The organism is Kitasatospora sp. NPDC056783 (assembly GCF_042789895.1).
Taxonomy (GTDB): Bacteria; Actinomycetota; Actinomycetes; order Streptomycetales; family Streptomycetaceae; genus Kitasatospora.
In genome coordinates, this window is the sequence record NZ_JBHUAF010000176.1 from 1 (window position 1) to 16,453 (window position 16,453).

At 74.5% G+C, this 16,453-nt stretch carries 13 protein-coding genes and 1 pseudogene; 9 read left to right on the forward strand and 5 right to left on the reverse strand.

Annotation, left to right across the window (positions count from 1 at the left end; genetic code table 11):
- Window positions 1–286 (reverse strand): annotated as a pseudogene (locus ACFRMQ_RS23665) (hypothetical protein); the annotation flags it as partial.
- Window positions 287–850: 564 nt separating this feature from the next.
- Here ACFRMQ_RS23665 and ACFRMQ_RS23670 point away from each other — a divergent pair.
- The gene (locus tag ACFRMQ_RS23670) at window positions 851–1,084 is read left to right on the forward strand and encodes a hypothetical protein (protein WP_380698937.1); all 234 of its coding nucleotides are present in this window, start codon (window positions 851–853) and stop codon (window positions 1,082–1,084) included.
- Between the two features lie 179 nt (window positions 1,085–1,263).
- A complete protein-coding gene (locus ACFRMQ_RS23675; protein WP_380732570.1) occupies window positions 1,264–1,809 on the forward strand; it encodes a methylated-DNA--[protein]-cysteine S-methyltransferase in 546 nt (181 codons plus the stop codon).
- A gap of 56 nt (window positions 1,810–1,865) precedes the next feature.
- Here the strand turns inward: ACFRMQ_RS23675 and ACFRMQ_RS23680 are convergent, their stop codons facing one another.
- Window positions 1,866–2,990 carry an ATP-grasp domain-containing protein gene (locus tag ACFRMQ_RS23680; RefSeq protein WP_380732571.1) on the reverse strand — a complete coding sequence of 375 codons (1,125 nt, stop codon included), beginning with the start codon at window positions 2,988–2,990 and terminating at the stop codon, window positions 1,866–1,868.
- Between the two features lie 327 nt (window positions 2,991–3,317).
- Here ACFRMQ_RS23680 and ACFRMQ_RS23685 point away from each other — a divergent pair, with 327 nt between their 5' ends.
- Entirely contained in the window at window positions 3,318–4,736 is a 1,419-nt protein-coding gene (locus ACFRMQ_RS23685; protein WP_380732572.1) for a family 2B encapsulin nanocompartment shell protein, read from the forward strand.
- 271 nt (window positions 4,737–5,007) lie between these two features.
- On the forward strand, window positions 5,008–6,057 hold the full coding sequence (locus ACFRMQ_RS23690) for a family 2 encapsulin nanocompartment cargo protein polyprenyl transferase (protein ID WP_380732573.1): 1,050 nt from the start codon (window positions 5,008–5,010) through the stop codon (window positions 6,055–6,057).
- Window positions 6,058–6,229: 172 nt separating this feature from the next.
- Here ACFRMQ_RS23690 and ACFRMQ_RS23695 read toward each other — a convergent pair whose 3' ends face one another.
- A complete protein-coding gene (locus ACFRMQ_RS23695) occupies window positions 6,230–7,270 on the reverse strand; it encodes an NAD-dependent epimerase/dehydratase family protein (protein WP_380732574.1) in 1,041 nt (346 codons plus the stop codon).
- A 198-nt stretch (window positions 7,271–7,468) separates the two neighbouring features.
- Here ACFRMQ_RS23695 and ACFRMQ_RS23700 point away from each other — a divergent pair, with 198 nt between their 5' ends.
- Together ACFRMQ_RS23700 and ACFRMQ_RS23705 are read left to right on the forward strand one after the other, a co-directional pair.
- Window positions 7,469–7,768: a hypothetical protein gene (locus ACFRMQ_RS23700; protein WP_380732575.1), complete on the forward strand. Its 300-nt coding sequence runs from the start codon at window positions 7,469–7,471 to the stop codon at window positions 7,766–7,768.
- On the forward strand, window positions 7,768–9,102 hold the full coding sequence (locus ACFRMQ_RS23705; protein WP_380732576.1) for a DUF1254 domain-containing protein: 1,335 nt from the start codon (window positions 7,768–7,770) through the stop codon (window positions 9,100–9,102). The genes ACFRMQ_RS23700 and ACFRMQ_RS23705 overlap by 1 nt, the downstream gene beginning before the upstream one ends.
- Window positions 9,103–9,353: 251 nt before the next feature.
- On the opposite strand, the gene ACFRMQ_RS23710 is transcribed toward ACFRMQ_RS23705, so the two are convergent.
- Window positions 9,354–11,129, reverse strand: a complete 1,776-nt coding sequence (locus ACFRMQ_RS23710; protein ID WP_380732577.1) for a hypothetical protein — start codon at window positions 11,127–11,129, stop codon at window positions 9,354–9,356.
- A 249-nt stretch (window positions 11,130–11,378) separates the two neighbouring features.
- Here ACFRMQ_RS23710 and radA point away from each other — a divergent pair, with 249 nt between their 5' ends.
- Together radA and disA are read left to right on the forward strand one after the other, a co-directional pair.
- Window positions 11,379–12,926, forward strand: coding sequence for a DNA repair protein RadA (gene radA / locus ACFRMQ_RS23715; protein ID WP_380732578.1), 1,548 nt, complete (start codon window positions 11,379–11,381; stop codon window positions 12,924–12,926).
- Window positions 12,927–13,126: 200 nt separating this feature from the next.
- Window positions 13,127–14,185: a DNA integrity scanning diadenylate cyclase DisA gene (gene disA / locus ACFRMQ_RS23720; protein ID WP_049659060.1), complete on the forward strand. Its 1,059-nt coding sequence runs from the start codon at window positions 13,127–13,129 to the stop codon at window positions 14,183–14,185.
- Between the two features lie 211 nt (window positions 14,186–14,396).
- On the opposite strand, the gene ACFRMQ_RS23725 is transcribed toward disA, so the two are convergent.
- The gene (locus tag ACFRMQ_RS23725) at window positions 14,397–15,251 is read right to left on the reverse strand and encodes a hypothetical protein (protein ID WP_380732579.1); all 855 of its coding nucleotides are present in this window, start codon (window positions 15,249–15,251) and stop codon (window positions 14,397–14,399) included.
- 192 nt (window positions 15,252–15,443) lie between these two features.
- On the opposite strand from ACFRMQ_RS23725, the gene ACFRMQ_RS23730 reads away from it, so the two are divergent.
- A complete protein-coding gene (locus ACFRMQ_RS23730) occupies window positions 15,444–16,364 on the forward strand; it encodes an A/G-specific adenine glycosylase (RefSeq protein ID WP_380732580.1) in 921 nt (306 codons plus the stop codon).
- The last annotated feature ends 89 nt before the right edge of the window (window positions 16,365–16,453 follow it).

The following is a 16,453-nucleotide window of genomic DNA, read 5'->3' on the forward strand; positions in this document are numbered from 1 at the left end:
GCTTGGGCACCTCGCGGACCTGCGGCTGGGCGCCACCGGGGGCGACCGGCGCCGGCGTGGCGGCGCCCCGCGGGTTGACGGCCGGGGAGGCGGCGGGGGCCGGGGCGGCCGGCCGGGGGGCCTCGGCGGCCGGGGCGGCCGGGGCGGCGACGCTCGGGGTCGGCTTCGCCGCGCCGTCGGCCCAGGCCTGCCCGCCGGTGACGGTGGCCAGCAGCGCGACGCCGGTCAGGGCGCAGGCCGTCAGGACGCGGCGGGCGGGCGAGCGGTGGGTACGGCTCCTGCTCATGGGGTGTCTCTCCATCTGCTTCGGTCGGTACGTGGTGGACGCCGGCCCGGTGCGCGGTGCGCGGTGCGCGGTGCGCGGGGCCGGGCGTACGGGTGTCACGGGACGTCCGTCGTCGGCGCCGGACGCGTACGTCCTCGTCGTGGACGCCCTCCGGCCCGTTCGGCCGGGGCGTCGTCGATGACGGTAGGAGGGCCGTGTCGCGGTCCTCGGCCGGTCGTGTCACGGCCGCCCATCGACTGCGTAACGACGCCGACGGTGGGCGGTCCGCCGGCCGGCCGGTTGGGGGCGGGGACCGTGCCGCGGTTCGGGCCTGTCCGGCAACTTGCTGCCGGGGCCTTAGTGTTGGCGACACCGGCGGTACGGAACCGCCGCTGGGAGGAGGGCCCGGACAGCTGACGTACCCCTGGACGGCTTCGGGGCGCACCCCCGGCCCGCCGCGCACCGCGCCCGGCCGGCCCCGGAGCTCGACCGGCTGCCCCTCCCGCGCGTGTGTGCCTCCGCGGCGGGCGGGGTGGCCGACCCGGTCGTACGGTGGGAGGACGGGGGTGACGGAGGAGGTCGATCATGCCCGGTTCGCTCACCATCAGCCATCACGAGTCCGCGGCGACCGTGGACCACATGGACGCCGAGCGGCTCGCCACCGTACTCGCGGATCTGGCGTACCTGCTGGAGATCCCGGGGCCGGACCGGATCAGCGACGCGCAGCTCGCCGTGCTGTGCGAGGGGCGCGGCCCGGACCGCGCCGAACTGGTGCACTGGTGTGCTTCGCTCGCCCGCGGGCTGAAGGGGCAGCTCTGACCGGAGCCGCCCGTGTTCGCGGTGCCGGCCGCCGGCCGTTCTCCGCGGGCCGTGTTCGCGGTGCCGGCCGCCCGCCGTTCTCCGCCGACCGCCCGCCGTACGATGGCGCGCGGGGCGGGGACGCCTCCCGGGCGCCGGGGTGGCCGGCGGCCGGTCCGGCGGAGGGTGGGGGCCCGATCGTGTCGCAGTCCTGGTCGATGTCCTGGCTGACCGTGCCCACGCCGCTGCCCAGCGGGCCGATGCGGATCGCGGTGACCCCTCTCGGTGTGGCGGCGGCCGGCTACCGCGGGTGCGACGGCGAGCTGCCGCCGTGCACCGACGAGGCGAAGGTCACCGCCGTCACCGAGCGGATCGGTGCCTATCTGGCGGGCCGTACCCGCGAGTTGGGCCTGCCGATCGACTGGAGTCTCAGCTCGGGACCGCACCGCGCCGTACTGCGGACGCTCTGGAGCGAGGTGCCGTACGGCCGGACCGTCACCTACGGCGAACTGGCCGCCCGCAGCGGGGTGTTCGAGGACGTCACGGAACCGGGCCTGGCCGCTCGCACGGTCGGGCAGATGATGGCCGCCAACCCGGTCCCGCTGCTGGTGCCGTGCCACCGGGTGGTGGCGGCGGACGGGATCGGCGGTTTCGGCGGTGGCCAGGTCGGGATCGAGGTGAAGCGCTGGCTGCTCACGCTGGAGGGTGTGCTGGAGCCGACCCTCGACTGGAACGGCCCGCTGTAGCAGCGGAGTCGGCGCCCGTCGCCCCGTCGCCCCGTCGCCCCGTCGCCTGCCGGCCGTTACGCCCGGGCCCGGACCAGTGACACCCGCCCGGGTGCCCGGCGCGGCCGCACCGGCTGGATGCCGGGCACCAGCGTGTACTCGATGCCGCGCACGTCCGGCCCCGCGCCCGCGCCGTCCGCCCCCTCCGGCCGCTCCCCGAGCGCCAGCCGCACGGCGTCCCACGGCAGGTTGAGGCCGCACAGCCGCAGTTGGTGGAGCCCGGCGGCAGGTCGGGTGTTGACGTCGATGACCACCGGCCGGTCCTCGAACCGGCGGAACTGCACATTGGACAGGTACGCCATCCCGGTCGCCCGGACCAGCCGTCGGACCGGCTCCAGGTAGCACTCCTCGGTGGTGAAACCCCGGCGGCGGCCCTGTTTCGTGCGCCCGACCACGGTGAGCGGATCGCCGTCCCGGTCGGCCAGGCAGTCCACCGAGACCTCCGGCCCGTCCAGGTACGGCATCACCAGGAGGTCCACCGGCTCGCCGTCCGGGCCGTCCGGGCCGTCCGGGCCGTCCGGGCCGTCCGGGCCGTTCGGTCCGTCCCCGGCCAGCGCGGCGGCCACCTGCTCGACCTGCACCCGGTGGTCCCAGCCCGCCAACCGCCTTGCGCCGTACGGCTCCCGGGTGAGCACCCGGAAGCCCGCGCCGCCGGCGCCGGAGGTGGGCTTGAGGCAGGCGGTGTGGCCGGCGCCCTCGATCCGCTCGACCGCGTCCCACAGTTCGCCGGGGGTGCGCACCCGCCACCAGGGCGGGGTGGGCAGTCCGGCCCCGGCGATCGCCGCGTAGCCGTCGGCCTTGCTGGTGAAGGCCGCTATCGCGGTGGCCGGCGGGCAGAGCAGCGCGGTGCCGGTCGCCTCGAACTCCGGCCGGGCGAGGGCGATGGCGAGTTGGTGCAGCTGCGGGACGAAGACGTCGACGGCGTGCCGGGCGCAGTAGTCCAGCGCGTAGCGGACGTAGTCGGCCGCGGGCAGGTCGACCGGCTCCGGGGTGCCGTGGTCGGCGGCGGCGAGCACGGGGGAGTCCGGGTCGCCGTGGGTCGCGTGGACGACCACCGGGCGCGGCGCGGCGCGCAGCTGTTCGATGAAGAAGACGTTCTCGGCGTAGGTGCGGTTCAGCCAGACGCGTACGGGTGCGCTCATGAAGCCCTCCCGGTAAGAGAGTTGACGAAGGGTCAGGGAACCCTAGCGACCTGTTCGAACGGGTCGGGCGGCGGGGCGCGAGGTGCGGATCGTGTCGATGGGCGGCGCGGGTCGGGTGCCCATGGGGGAGGATGGGGTTCGGCGCTCCGGTGTGTTCGAATAAATAGTCGAACAGATATCGATCTGGTGATCTATTCGTACTATTTGTTTGGCCATTCCGAACCACTCGAACGAGTGATTGCGGACCGCCCTCGAATGGGCCCACTATGAAGCTGCAACACGCATGTGCAAGGCGACACTTCATCGGGTATGCGAAGGGCTCCCCTCATGTCGACCGAAACCAATGCCGGTATTCCTGCGCCAGGTGCGCGTTCGGAGATCCGGCAGCAGCAGAGTCTGAGCACGGCCGGCGCGCGGAACCTCGCGACGACCACCAAGTCCGCGCCGCAGATGCAGGGCATCAGCCCGCGCTGGCTGCTCAGGAGGCTGCCCTGGGTGCAGGTCTCCGGCGGCACCTACCGGGTGAACCGCCGCCTGCGCCACTCGGTCGGCCGGGGCCGGGTGGGCTTCGTCAAGACCGGCGCCGAGGTGCGGATCGTCGCGCCGACGCTGGCCGAGGTGCCGGTGCTGCGCGGCTTCCAGGACGAGGCCGTGCTGGAGGAGCTGGCCGGGCGCTTCGTGCAGCGGGAGTTCAACCCGGGCGACGTCCTGGTCCGGGCCGGGGCGCCGATCACCGAGGTGTTCCTGATCGCGCACGGCAAGCTCGACCGGCTGGGCACCGGCAAGTACGGCGAGGAGACGGTGGTCGGCACCCTCGCCGACGGCGACCACCTCGGCGACGAGGCGGTCCGGCAGAACGGCGGCGACTGGCCGTACACCGTCCGCGCCGCGACCTCCGGCACCGTCATGTCGCTCTCCTGGCCCGCCTTCCAGGAACTGCACGACCGCTCCGAGGCCCTGCAGCTCCAGATCATCGAGTACCTCAACGGCTTCCAGCAGGCGCAGAACAAGCACGGCGAGGCCGCGATCGACCTCTCCTCAGGCCGCCACGGCGAGTACGAGCTGCCCGGCGCCTTCGTGGACTACGAGCTCAAGCCGCGCGAGTACGAGCTGAGCGTCGCGCAGACCATCCTCAAGGTGCACACCCGCGTCGCCGACCTCTACAACGAGCCGATGAACCAGACCGAGCACCAGCTCCGGCTGACCATCGAGGCCCTGCGCGAGCGCCAGGAGCACGAGCTCGTCAACAACCCCGAGTTCGGCCTGCTGGAGAACGCCGCGTACGACCAGCGGTTCCAGACCCACTCCGGCCCGCCCACCCCGGACGACATGGACGAACTGCTCAGCCGCCGCCGCGGCACCCGGATGTTCCTGGCGCACCCCAGGGCCATCGCCGCCTTCGGCCGGGAGCTCAACAAGCGCGGCCTCAACCCGGGCACGGTCGAGGTCGAGGGCAGGCAGATCCTGTCCTGGCGCGGTGTCCCGGTCTTCCCGTGCAACAAGATCCCGATCGTCGGGAGCACCAGCTCGATCATCGCGATGCGAATCGGCGAGGACAACCAGGGCGTCATCGGCCTGAACCAGACCGGAATTCCGGACGAATACCAGCCGGGCCTTTCGGTGCGGTTCATGGGAATCGACGAGAAGGCCATCATTTCGTACCTGGTGAGCGCCTACTACTCCGCGGCGATCCTGGTTCCGGACGCGGTCGGCGTCCTGGAGAACGTGGACATCGCGCAGTACTGACGGCTCGCGGCGAGTCGGTCGCGCGGCCGTGCCGTCCGACCGGGGGTGCCCACCGTGCCCCGGCCGGACGGCCCGCTCCGGCGTGTGCGGCCGTCCGACTCGCCGCAGCCGTCCGACTCGCCGCGGCCGTACGTGCCGTGCGCGACATCCGTGCCGTGCGTGCCGTGCGCGGCCGTACGCGACGTACCCGACCGTGCCCGACACCGCAGGGCAACCCCGGCCCGCCGACGGCGGGCCGTCCCACGACAGGCGCCGACAGGGGGAAACACCCATGACCAGTCCCACGCTGGAGCGGGACCACAAAGAGGGGCACGAGGCGACGGACATCCTCGCCCGGACCCGCGCGCTGGTCGACCCGGTGCTGCGGGCCGCCGTCGACTCGCTGCCCGGCACCATGCGCAAGGTGGCCGGCTACCACTTCGGGTGGTGGGAGGCGGACGGCACCCCCGTCGAGGCCTCCGCCGGCAAGGCGATCCGGCCGGCCATGGTCCTCGCCGCCACCCAGGCCCTGGGCGGCAAGCCCGACCAGGCCGTCGCCGCGGCCGCCGCGGTGGAGCTGGTGCACAACTTCACCCTGCTCCACGACGACGTCATCGACCGGGACGACACCCGGCGCCACCGGCCCACCGCCTGGCGGGTGTTCGGCACCACCGAGGCCATTCTGGCCGGGGACGCCATGCACTCCCTGGCGCTGCGCCTGCTCGCCGAGGACCCTCACGAGGCCGCCCAGGGATCGATCCGCCGGCTCACCGACTGCGTGGTCGAACTCTGCGAGGGGCAGCAGATCGACTGCGCCTTCGAGCAGCGCGACGACGTCTCGCTGGCCGAGTGCCTGGCGATGGCGGAGGCCAAGACCGGTGCCCTGCTCGGTGCCGCCTGCGCGATGGGCGCCCTGTACGGGGGCGCCTCCGAGGAGGCCGCGCGGGCGCTGGACGGCTTCGGCCGGGAGATCGGCCTGGCGTTCCAGCTGATCGACGACCTGATCGGCATCTGGGGGGACCCAGCGGTGACCGGCAAGCCGGTCGGAGCGGACCTCGCCGCCCGGAAGAAGTCGCTGCCGGTGGTCGCGGCTCTGGGCTCCGGCACCGTCGCGGGCAAGCGGCTCGCCGAGCTGTACGCCATCGAACGGCCGCTCGGTCCCGAGGAGTTGGCGCAGTGCGCGGAGGCGGTCGAGGCGGCCGGCGGGCGCGGCTGGGCGCAGGGCGAGTCCTGTGAGCGGATGGCCGCCGCGATGGCGCAGCTGGCCGCCGCGGTGCCGGAGCCGGCGGCGGCGGACGAACTGCTGGCGCTCGCCGAACTGGTGACCCGCCGCACGCACTGAGCGGACCGGTCGCCAGGGCGTGGCCTCGGCGCGCTCTCGGGTGCGCCCTCACGGGTGTTCGCCGGGGTGGGACGTCGGCTCGCCCGACCTCCCACCCCGGCCGCCCGACCCGACCTCCCACCCCGGCCACCCGATCAGGCCGCTCACCCCGGCCGCCCGACCAGGCCGGCCCTCAGCCGAAGGCCGCCAACAGCCGCTGCTCCTTGGCCGGTTCGATGCCCTGCCGCACCGGAGCGTCCGGCCGCCCCTTGCGTCCGGCCGCGTCGGTGTCCTCGGCGGGCCCGCGCGTCCGCAGCCACTCCCAGGTGTCCCGCGCCGTCTCGGTGAACGGCCGGCAGCGCAGGCCGGCCGCCTGCGCGCGGGTGGTGTCGGCCAGCCAGACGCCCGCCAGCTCGGGCAGGTCCGGTGCCCAGAGGGGGAGTTCGCTCCACGGGTCGACCCGGTCGGGTCCCTCGGCGAGCAGCGGCCCGTCCCCGACCCAGACCAGCTCGGTGTCCGCAGCGCCCGCGACGGTCCGGCAGGTCTCCAGCCACTCGCCGAAGCGGAGCCGGCCGGGCGGCGCCGTGGTGACGAAGCGCCCTGCCGTCCCGGCCGTCAGCAGGTCGAGCCCGAAGGCGGCGAAGTCCCGGACGTCGATCACCTGCATGGTCCGCCGCGGATTCCCCGGGGCGAGCACCCGCCCGCCCCGCGCCATCCGCTCCAGCCACCAGGGCAGCCGGCCGCCGTTCTCGTGCGGCCCGACGAGCAGGCCGCTGTTGAGCACCAGCGTGCGTTCGGCGCCGAACCCGGCGAGCACGGCGCGTTCGCAACCGGCCTTGAGGGTGTTGCCGGGCGGCCGGCCGGGTGGAGTGCCGGCGGGGCACGGGTGCGGTGCGGAGTCCTCGTCGATCACCCGGGCGGGCCAGTCGGCGAAGGCGTGCACGGAGGAGACGAGGGTGTAGTGGTCGGCGCGTCCGCGCAGCAGCCGGGCACTGAGCGCGGCCTGGGCGGGCTGCTGGGCGGAGGTGTCGACGACGGCGTCCCAGCGGCGGCCCTCGGCCAGCCGGGCGAGGTCGTCGCCGCTGTCGCGCTCGCCCCGGACGGCCTCGACCCCGGGCAGGTCGGCGGCGCTGCGGCCGCGGTTGAAGGTGGTCACCCGGTGGCCCCGGGCGAGCGCCTCGGCGGCGTAGGCCCGGCCGAGGAAGGATGAGCCGCCAAGCAGGAGGATCTTCATACCGATGACCCTGCCTCGGCCGTCCCACCGGCATGCCCGGATTAGCGCTGAGCAGAGGGCGGAACCCGAGCGGAGAAGGGGGCCAGGGCGCCGCTGATCCGACATGCCGCCCCACTCGGCCCCGCATAGCATCCCATTCATATCGATTGGTAATGATTCGTACCGAATCAAGCGGACCCGCGGTGGGAGAGCGAGAGCATGGTCAACCCGGCACTCGTGGATCCGGCCACCGTCCGCGCGACCGCCGCCGAGGCCTGGATCCGCGGCTACCCGATGCCGCGGAACTACCGTGCCCTCTACGCCCAGGCCCTGGACGACGCGGACCCGGGGTACGTCGGCGGCTTCGGCGTCTTCCGCCCTCGGCCCGGGCCGCCCACCCCCGCCGCTCCCGCCGCTTCCACCGTCTCCGCCGTCTCCGCCGCTCGAACCGCGTTGACCGCCGCACGCCCGAACCGCGCCTCGACCGCGCCTCGACCGCACCGTACGAAGGACCCGTGATGAACCAGTCCGAGCTGGAGGCCCTGGCCGCCGACGCGTACGTCTACGGCTACCCGCTGGTCGCGGGCCTCACCATGGTCGAGCGCTTCACCAAGGGCGGCCTGGGCACCCTGCCGGCGGCACCGTTCAACCACCTCGGCCACGCCACCCGGCTGGCCGGCCCGGCCGACGACTTCGTCTCCGTCAACAACGACACGATCTACTCGATGGCCCAGCTCGACCTCTCGGAGGGCCCGCAGGTGCTGCGCGTCCCCGACACCGCGGGCGCCTACTACGTGCTCCAGGTCATCGACGCCTGGACGGACAACATCGCCTATCTCGGCCGCCGTGCCAGCGGCACCGAGGCGCAGACCTGGCTGATCGTCCCACCCGGCTGGCACGGCACCCCGTCGGACCCGGCCCGGGTGATCGAGCTGCCGACCACCGTCGGCACCCTCGTCGGCCGTTTCGCCTGCCTCGGTCCGGACGACCTGGCCCGGGTGCGGGCCCTCCAGGCCGCCCTGGAGCTGGAGCCGCTGGAGCCCGGCGGCCTGGTCGCCGGACTGCCCGAGCCGGACATCGACGTACCCGAGCGGCTGGCCTTCTTCGAACGCCTGCGGGTCTGGATGCAGGCCTTCCCGCCCGCCACCACCGACATCGAGTACCAGCGCCGCTTCGCCCCGCTCGGCCTGCTGGACGACGGGGCCTCGCCCTACCGGGCGGCTGCCCCCGAGTGGACGCTGGCGCTGGCCAAGGGGCTGGTCGCCGGCCGTGAACGGGTCGAGGCCGCCACCCGCCCGCCCGAGGACCACCCGCTCGGCGAGTGGCGCAGCACGCTCCACCTCTTCGACTACAACACCGACCACCTGGGCCCCGGCACCCTGGACGATCCCGAGTGGCGCATCCCCGACCGCCGCGCCGCCTACCTCAGCCGGGCCGCCGCCGCCCGCGCCGGCCTCTGGGGCAACCACGCCTACGAGGCCTCGTACGCGATGACCTACGACGACTCGGACGGACGGCCCCTCACCGGCGCCAACAGCTACACGCTGCGCTTCGACCAGCCGCCGCCGGCCGAGGCGTTCTGGTCCGTCACGATGTACTCCGTCCCGGACTACTGCCTGGTGGAGAACCCGATCGACCGCTACTCGATCGGCGACCGCACCCCCGGTCTGGTCCACGGCGACGACGGCTCCCTCACCGTGACCCTCCAGCACGACCAGCCCGAGGACCCGGTCGCCGCCGCCAACTGGCTCCCCGCCCCGCCCGGCGAGTTCCGCCCCATCCTCCGTATCTACCAACCCGAACCCCCGGTCCTCGACGGGACCTACCAAGTCCCCCCGATCCACCGCACCTGACCGTCCCCTGCGCACCGGCACCCCAAGGGCTGCGCCCGTTGACGACCCTCCGCCCGCCCTGCACGAGAAGTCGACTCTGCCGACTTCCGGTGCGCCCGCTGCTGGGTTTCGTGCGGGAGACCCAGCGGTGCGCCCACCCGCCCCACTCGCCCTCGGCTCGGCCCGGCCCCTGGGGGGAGAGGCGTCCAGCGACCCCTGTGCGCGGAAAGTCGGCGGGTCCGACTTCTCATGCAGGCGTGCCAGGTGCCGGGTCAGTGATCCGGCGGGGGTGTGGCCGGTGTGCTCGTCGGGTGTGTCGAGGCGGCCGGGCTGGGTGTTGCCGTGGGGGTGTCCGAGGCGGTGGGGGACGGGGACGGAGGCGCCGTGGTGGTGGGGGTGGTGGGGGTCGTCGGTTCTACGGACGGCGCGGGGGTGGCCGGGGAGGAGGCGGAGCCGCCGCGGTTGTGCGGTCCGCCCTCCAGGGTGACCACCGCCTGTGAGGGCGGCAGCGCGATCCGGGCGGTCCAGTGGGCCGCCGGCGCCTGGTCCTCGTCCACGGTGACGATCACGGTGATCCGCTGGCCGGGCGCCAGGGTGCCGGAGTCGCGGCTGAGCCGGAGCCAGCCGGCGTCCGGCACCGCGTGCCAACGGATCTCCGCCGTGCCGGAGTCGGTGAGGGTGAGGATGGTCCGGCTGCCGTACTCGGCGGCTTCGACGGTGAGCAGTCCGGCCGGGGCGGGTTCGCCGGTGCCCGGCGTGGAGGTGTGGTCTGCCTCCGGGGCCGGGGCGGGTGCGGCGACCAGGTTCGGACTGGTGAGCGGGGTCGCGCCGTGGGCCGGGACCGGGATCACCGCGCCCTGAACGGCCAGCCGGGGGAGGCCGGGAAGCAACGTTTCTGCACCGCCCTCGCCGACACCTCCCTCGCCGACACCACCTCCGCCGGCACCGCCCGCCAGCTCCATCCCCGGCATGCCGGAAGCCCCCGGCCCCGCCGGACCGCCCACCACGGGCCGCTGCCCGGCCGACCGTCCGGCTCCGTCCACCCGTACCGCCGACACCGCGGCCGTCGACCCCGCCCCGCCGTCGCCCCGGTGCCCGGCCCAGAGCGCGATCACCGGCGCCGCCAGGACCGCCGCGAGCACTCCGGTGGTCACCACCCGTCGGCGAACCGCCAGCCCGCGCCCCGTGTCCGGCGCCCGGTGCCGGGGGAAACCATCCTGGTCGAACCGCAGCCCCGGTTCCGCCGACGGAGCAGCCACGGCCGGAGCAGCCACCCCCGGAGCCCGTAGCAGCGACAGCCCTGACAGCCCCGACAGCCCGGACAGGCCCGACAGGCCCGCCGCGTCCTTCGCGCCCTCCGCCGCCTCGCTCGCGGCCACCCGCTCCGCCGTCTCCCGACAGGTCGGACAGTCCACCACGTGCTGCACCAGCTCCCGCCGCAGCGCGGGACCGAGCACCCAGTCCCGCCAGGAGTCAGCCCCGGCCCCGCCGAGCCGGTCCAGCTCCGGACAGCTGCCGACGCCGAGCACCAGCAGCGCCGCCCTGGTCCGGGCGACCTCGGCCTCGGCCCCGGCCAGCAGCTCACGGGTCCGCTCGAAGGGCAGGCCCAGCACCGCCGCCACCTCCAGCGGGGTCAGCCGGTGCCGGACGGACAGCTCCAGCGCCTCGCGCTGCTCCGGGTCGGTACCGGCCGCCTCCGGCCAGGCGAGCGAGGACAGCTCGCGCCGCCGCCGGGCCGCCTCGGTCTCGCCCGCTTCCGCCCCGGACGCCCGTACGGCCTCCGCCCCGGACGCCCGCCCGGCCCCGGCCCCGACCTCGGCCCCCGGCCCGTCCTCCCCGCTGCCGCCCGCGAGCCGCCGCAGGCAGCAGTACCGGGCCAGCGAGAACAGCCAGGCCCGCAGCAGCCCCGGTTCGGCCGGCCGGTGGCCGTGCCGCCGCGCCAGCTCGCGGACCTCGCGCAGGGCGTCGGCGGCCGCGTCGTGTTCGCACAGGACCGAGAGGCAGTAGGTGAACAGCCCGTCCACGTGCCGCTCGTACGCCGCGAGCACGGCACCGGTCCGCGCTCCGGCAGCTCCGGCAGCCCTGGAGGCCCCAGTCGCCCCGACCGACCCGGACCTCCCGGTCAGGCCCACAGTTCGCGTTGTCACCCGTCCGACGGTAGAGACCGCGGACGGCTGACCCCGCCCATTCCCCGCGTATGTACTTCTTTCGGGTAACAACATCGCCCATCTGTGTGGACGCGCGGCGGGCCCGTCGGCGGACCGCCGCTGTCACACCCAGGCGCTACGGTGGGCCGCATGCCTCCGCGTTCCAAGACCACCGCCAAGCCGCGCCCGGCGTACCGCTGCACCGAGTGCGGCAACCAGCTGCCCAAGTGGGTCGGCCGCTGCCCGGAGTGCAACGCCTGGGGCACGGTCGAGGAGTACGGCGCGGTCCCGATCCGGACGACGGCCGCCGGCCCGGTCAGCGCTCCCGCCCGCCCGATCGCCCAGGTGGACGGCCAGGTCGCGACGGCCCGTTCCACGGGCGTCCCGGAGCTGGACCGGGTGCTCGGCGGCGGCCTGGTGCCCGGCGCGGTGGTGCTGCTGGCGGGCGAGCCCGGCGTCGGCAAGTCCACCCTGCTGCTGGACGTCGCGGCCAAGGCGGCCACCGCGCAGCACCGCACGCTCTACGTGACGGGCGAGGAGTCGGCCGGCCAGGTCCGGCTGCGCGCCGACCGGATCAACGCCCTCTCCGAGCACCTCTACCTCGCCGCCGAGCAGGACCTCGGCGCCGTGCTCGGGCACATCGAGGCGGTCAACCCCGGCCTGCTGATCCTGGACTCGGTGCAGACCATCGCCTCCGCCGAGCTGGACGGTGCCCCCGGCGGCCCGGCCCAGGTCCGGGAGGTGGCGGGCGCGCTGATCCGGGCGTCCAAGGAGCGCGGCATGGCCACCCTGCTGGTCGGCCACGTGACCAAGGACGGCCAGATCGCCGGCCCGCGCCTGCTGGAGCACCTGGTGGACGTGGTGCTCAGCTTCGAGGGGGACCGGCACGCCCGGCTGCGCCTGATCCGAGGGGTCAAGAACCGCTACGGCGCCACCGACGAGGTGGGCTGCTTCGAGCTCCACGACGAGGGCATCGTCGGCCTGGCCGACCCGTCCGGACTCTTCCTGACCAGGCGTGACAAGCCCGTCCCCGGCACCTGCCTCACCGTCACCCTGGAGGGCAAGCGCCCGCTGGTGGCCGAGGTGCAGGCGCTGATGGTGGATTCGCAGATCCCGTCCCCGCGCCGCACCACCTCGGGCCTGGAGTCCCCCCGGATCGCGATGATCCTGGCGGTGGTCGAGCGGCACGGCGGGGTGAAGCTCGGCAAGCAGGACATCTACACCGCGACGGTCGGCGGGGTGAAGCTGACGGAGCCCTCCGCCGACCTCGCGGTCGCGCTCGCGGTGGCCAGTTCCTCCACCGACACCCCGCTGCCCAGCAACCTGGTGGCGATCGGTGAGGTCGGCCTGGCGGGCGAGGTGCGGCGGGTGACGGGTGTGCAGCGGCGGCTCGCCGAGGCGCACCGGCTGGGTTTCACCCACGCCTTGGTCCCGCCGGACCCGGGCAAGGTGCCGCCGGGCATGAAGGTGGTCGAGGTGGCCGACATCGGCGAGGCGCTGCGGGCCATCCCGGGCCGTCGCCGCTCCGCCGCCAAGCCGCGCACCGAGCCCGGCGCGGAGTCCCGTACCGGGTCCCGCGGTGAGGCACCGTCGGCGCCGCCCGCCCCCCGCTCCGCCCGGGGCGCGAACCACCCGGTGGCGTACCCGGAGGAGCTGATGGACGGCTGGGAGCCGCTCGACTCCGACGAACTGCGCTGACCCAAGCCCTGCCGAAGCCACACACAGTTAGACTTTCCCCAGTCTCATTGGCCAGAAGGCAGTACCGAGCGGTACTGAGCGACAGAGCAACAGACCGCGGAGCGGCGCACGGCGCGAGGCGCGCGGCACGGGTCGACCGGAGGAGTCACGTGGCAGCCAGCGACCGGGGGGCGGACAAGGCCTCCCGCGAGGAGGCCCTGCTGCGGGCCTCCCTCACCGCCATCGCGCCCGGTACCGCGCTTCGTGACGGCCTGGAGCGGGTCCTGCGGGCCAACACCGGCGGTCTGATCGTGCTGGGCTTCGACAGGACCGTCGAGTCCCTGTGCACCGGCGGCTTCGTCCTGGACGTCGAGTTCAGCGCCACCCGGCTGCGGGAGCTGTGCAAGCTCGACGGCGCGGTGGTGCTCGACAAGGACATCACCAAGATCGTCCGGGCCGGCGTGCACCTGATGCCGGACTCGACCATCCCCACCGACGAGACCGGCACCCGCCACCGCACCGCCGAGCGGGTCAACCGGCAGACCGGCTACCCGGTGGTCGCGGTCTCGCACTCGATGCGGCTGATCGCGATGTACGTCAACGGCACCCGCCGGGTGCTGGAGGACTCCACCACCGTCCTGTCCCGTGCCAACCAGGCGCTGGCCACCCTGGAGCGCTACAAGCTGCGCCTGGACGAGGTGGCCGGCACGCTCTCCGCGCTGGAGATCGAGGACCTGGTGACGGTCCGGGACGTCACCGCCGTGGCCCAGCGCCTGGAGATGGTCCGGCTGATCGCCACCGAGATCGCCGGCTACGTGCTGGAGCTCGGCATCGACGGCCGGCTGCTCTCGCTCCAGCTGGACGAGCTGATCGCGGGCGTGGAGCCGGAGCGCGAGCTGGTCGCCCGGGACTACTTCCCGGAGCGGGCCGCCAAGAAGGGCCGGACGGTCACCGAGGTGCTGGCCGACCTGGAGGCGCTCACCCACGCCGAGCTGCTGGACCTCCAGACCGTCGCCAAGGCGCTCGGCTACTCCGGCTCGCCGGAGTCGCTGGACTCCGCGGTCTCGCCGCGCGGCTACCGCCTGCTGGCGAAGATCCCGCGCCTGCCCAACACGGTCATAGAGCGCCTGGTCGAGCACTTCGGCGGCCTCCAGAAGCTGCTCGCCGCGAGCATCGACGACCTCCAGACCGTCGAGGGCGTCGGTGAGACCCGTGCCCGCTCGGTCCGCGAGGGGCTGTCCCGCCTGGCCGAATCCTCCATCCTGGAGCGCTACGTCTGACCGGCCGTACGGCCGATCGGACGCACGAACTCACCGATGGCCCCCAGGAGAAACGCTTCTCCCGGGGGCCGTCGCACACCCGAACACGCACGAGCGCCCGTGCCTGAGCCCCCGCACACAACACGCCGGAGCCCCGCACACGCCGGAGCCCCCGGCCGCGCGGCCGGGGGCTCCGTGGGAAGTCGACCGGTTCTCAGCCGTCGACCGGTTCTCAGCCGTCCAGCCGGATCGAGGCCCGCGCCGAGACCTTGTCCCCGGAGAGCCCAGTGAGCTCCGCGAGCACCACGTACGTGCCGCTGGGCGGCGGCGCCTGGTCGGCGGTCGCGCACTGCGGCTTGCTGCGGCTGCGGTCCCAGGTGAAGGTCTCGGTCTGACTGCCGTTCGCCCCGAGCTGCACCCAGATGTTGCCCTTGTCGGCCGGGCAGTCGCCCGAGGACCAGACCCGGTCGTTGCTGCTGCCGCTCACCGTGATCACGGAGGCGGTGCGGCCCAGGTCCACCCGGCAGTTGGTGCCGGCGGAGTTCTTGACCGTCAGGGCCAGTCGCGGCTTGTCCTTGGGCTGGTACGAGTTCTGGGTGCCGGCCAGCTCCAGTGCGACCTGCGAGGAGACGCAGACCGGCAGCGCCATGATCTCGGGGGTGTTCACCGCCGGGGCGCCGCCGCCCGAGCCGCCCGTACCGCCGCCACCGCCGCCCGCCGGGGCGGCGCCGCCTCCGGAGGCCGGGTTGGCGCCGCCGGTGCCGCCGCTGAGGTTGACCTCGGTGCCGCCGCCGCCCGCCACCGGGCCGCCCCCGGTGCCGCCGCCAGGGGGCGCCGCGGGGCCGCTCGGGGAGGCACCGGGGGTGATGGCCTGGGCCGGTGGCTGGTTCGGGGCCGGTGGCTGGGACGCGGACGGAACGGCCTGTGCGGCCTTGCCCTGTGAGCCGCCGTCACCGCCTCCGCCCTGATCGATCATCAGCCAGGCGATCAGCGCGACGACCGCCGCGACGGCGACGAGCACGACGACGCGCCGACGCCAGTAGATCGAGGCCGGCAGTGGTCCGACGGGTTGACGCAGAGAAGGCACGACCAAACTCTACGAGACTGTGTGTGGCGATTGACTCACCAACACCGCACAGTCGCCCCTTCCTTCACATGATCCGCCATTTGATCCGTTCGGGCGAGCCCCAACCGGACGATTTTCGGAAAGCCCCGGAAGATCCGAAGTGGCCCGCTCCGCTTCGGTCGGGGCGGGTGGGCATGGCAGGATCGAAGGGCCATGACTGCCATCACCGCCTCCGCCACCGACGCCGCCCGGCTGCCGATGCCCCTGCCGCTGTTCCACTCGACCGTCCTGGACTGGTACGAGGCCAGCAAGCGGGACCTGCCCTGGCGGGCCCCCGACGTGACCCCCTGGGCGGTCATGGTGAGCGAGTTCATGCTCCAGCAGACCCCGGTCAAGCGCGTGCTGCCCGCCTGGGAGGCCTGGCTCACCCGCTGGCCGACCCCGGCCGACCTCGCCGCCGAGGCGCCCGGTGAGGCGGTCCGGATGTGGGGCCGACTGGGCTACCCGCGCCGGGCGCTGCGCTTGCACGCGGCCGCGGTGGCGATCACCGAGGAGCACGGCGGCGAGGTCCCGGACGACCACGCCACCCTGCTCTCGCTGCCCGGGGTGGGGGAGTACACCGCCGCCGCCGTCGCCTCCTTCGCCTTCCGTCAGCGGCACGTGGTGCTGGACACCAACGTCCGCCGGGTCTTCGCCCGCGCGGTGACCGGCGTCGAGTACCCGGCCCAGGCCACCACCGCCGCCGAGCGCCGCACCGCCACCGCCCTGCTGCCGGACGACGCCGGGACGGCCGCCACCTGGGCGGTCGGCGTGATGGAGCTGGGCGCGCTGGTGTGTACCGCGCGCGGCCCGGAGTGCGGGGAGTGCCCGCTGTTCACCGGCTGCGCCTGGCAGCGGGCCGGCCGCCCGCCGTACGAGGGCCCGGCCCGGCGCGGCCAGTCCTACGAGGGGACGGACCGGCAGGTGCGCGGCAAGCTGCTCGCGGTGCTGCGCGAGGCGCACGAGGCGGTGCCGCAGGCCCGGCTGGACGCCGTCTGGCCGGACGCGGTGCAGCGGGCCCGGGCCCTGGACGGCCTGGTCGCGGACGGCCTGGTCGAGCCGGTCGAGCAGGGCGTCTACCGGCTGCCGCAGTAGTCGGACCGCCGCGGCGGACGGGCCCCTGCGGCGAACCGGTCTCCCCTGCGGCACGACCCCTGCGACCGGACGACGGCGCCCCCGGAAGG

What these genes read in the sequence shown, in the direction of transcription:
- ACFRMQ_RS23670 (WP_380698937.1), top strand. Translation starts at nt 851, where the DNA reads ATGCCCGGTTCGCTCACCATCAGCCATCACGAGTCCGCGGCGACCGTG.
- ACFRMQ_RS23680 (WP_380732571.1), bottom strand. Translation starts at nt 2,990, where the DNA reads ATGAGCGCACCCGTACGCGTCTGGCTGAACCGCACCTACGCCGAGAAC.
- ACFRMQ_RS23685 (WP_380732572.1), top strand. Translation starts at nt 3,318, where the DNA reads ATGTCGACCGAAACCAATGCCGGTATTCCTGCGCCAGGTGCGCGTTCG.
- ACFRMQ_RS23690 (WP_380732573.1), top strand. Translation starts at nt 5,008, where the DNA reads ATGACCAGTCCCACGCTGGAGCGGGACCACAAAGAGGGGCACGAGGCG.
- ACFRMQ_RS23695 (WP_380732574.1), bottom strand. Translation starts at nt 7,270, where the DNA reads ATGAAGATCCTCCTGCTTGGCGGCTCATCCTTCCTCGGCCGGGCCTAC.
- ACFRMQ_RS23700 (WP_380732575.1), top strand. Translation starts at nt 7,469, where the DNA reads ATGGTCAACCCGGCACTCGTGGATCCGGCCACCGTCCGCGCGACCGCC.
- ACFRMQ_RS23705 (WP_380732576.1), top strand. Translation starts at nt 7,768, where the DNA reads ATGAACCAGTCCGAGCTGGAGGCCCTGGCCGCCGACGCGTACGTCTAC.
- radA (WP_380732578.1), top strand. Translation starts at nt 11,379, where the DNA reads ATGCCTCCGCGTTCCAAGACCACCGCCAAGCCGCGCCCGGCGTACCGC.
- ACFRMQ_RS23730 (WP_380732580.1), top strand. Translation starts at nt 15,444, where the DNA reads ATGACTGCCATCACCGCCTCCGCCACCGACGCCGCCCGGCTGCCGATG.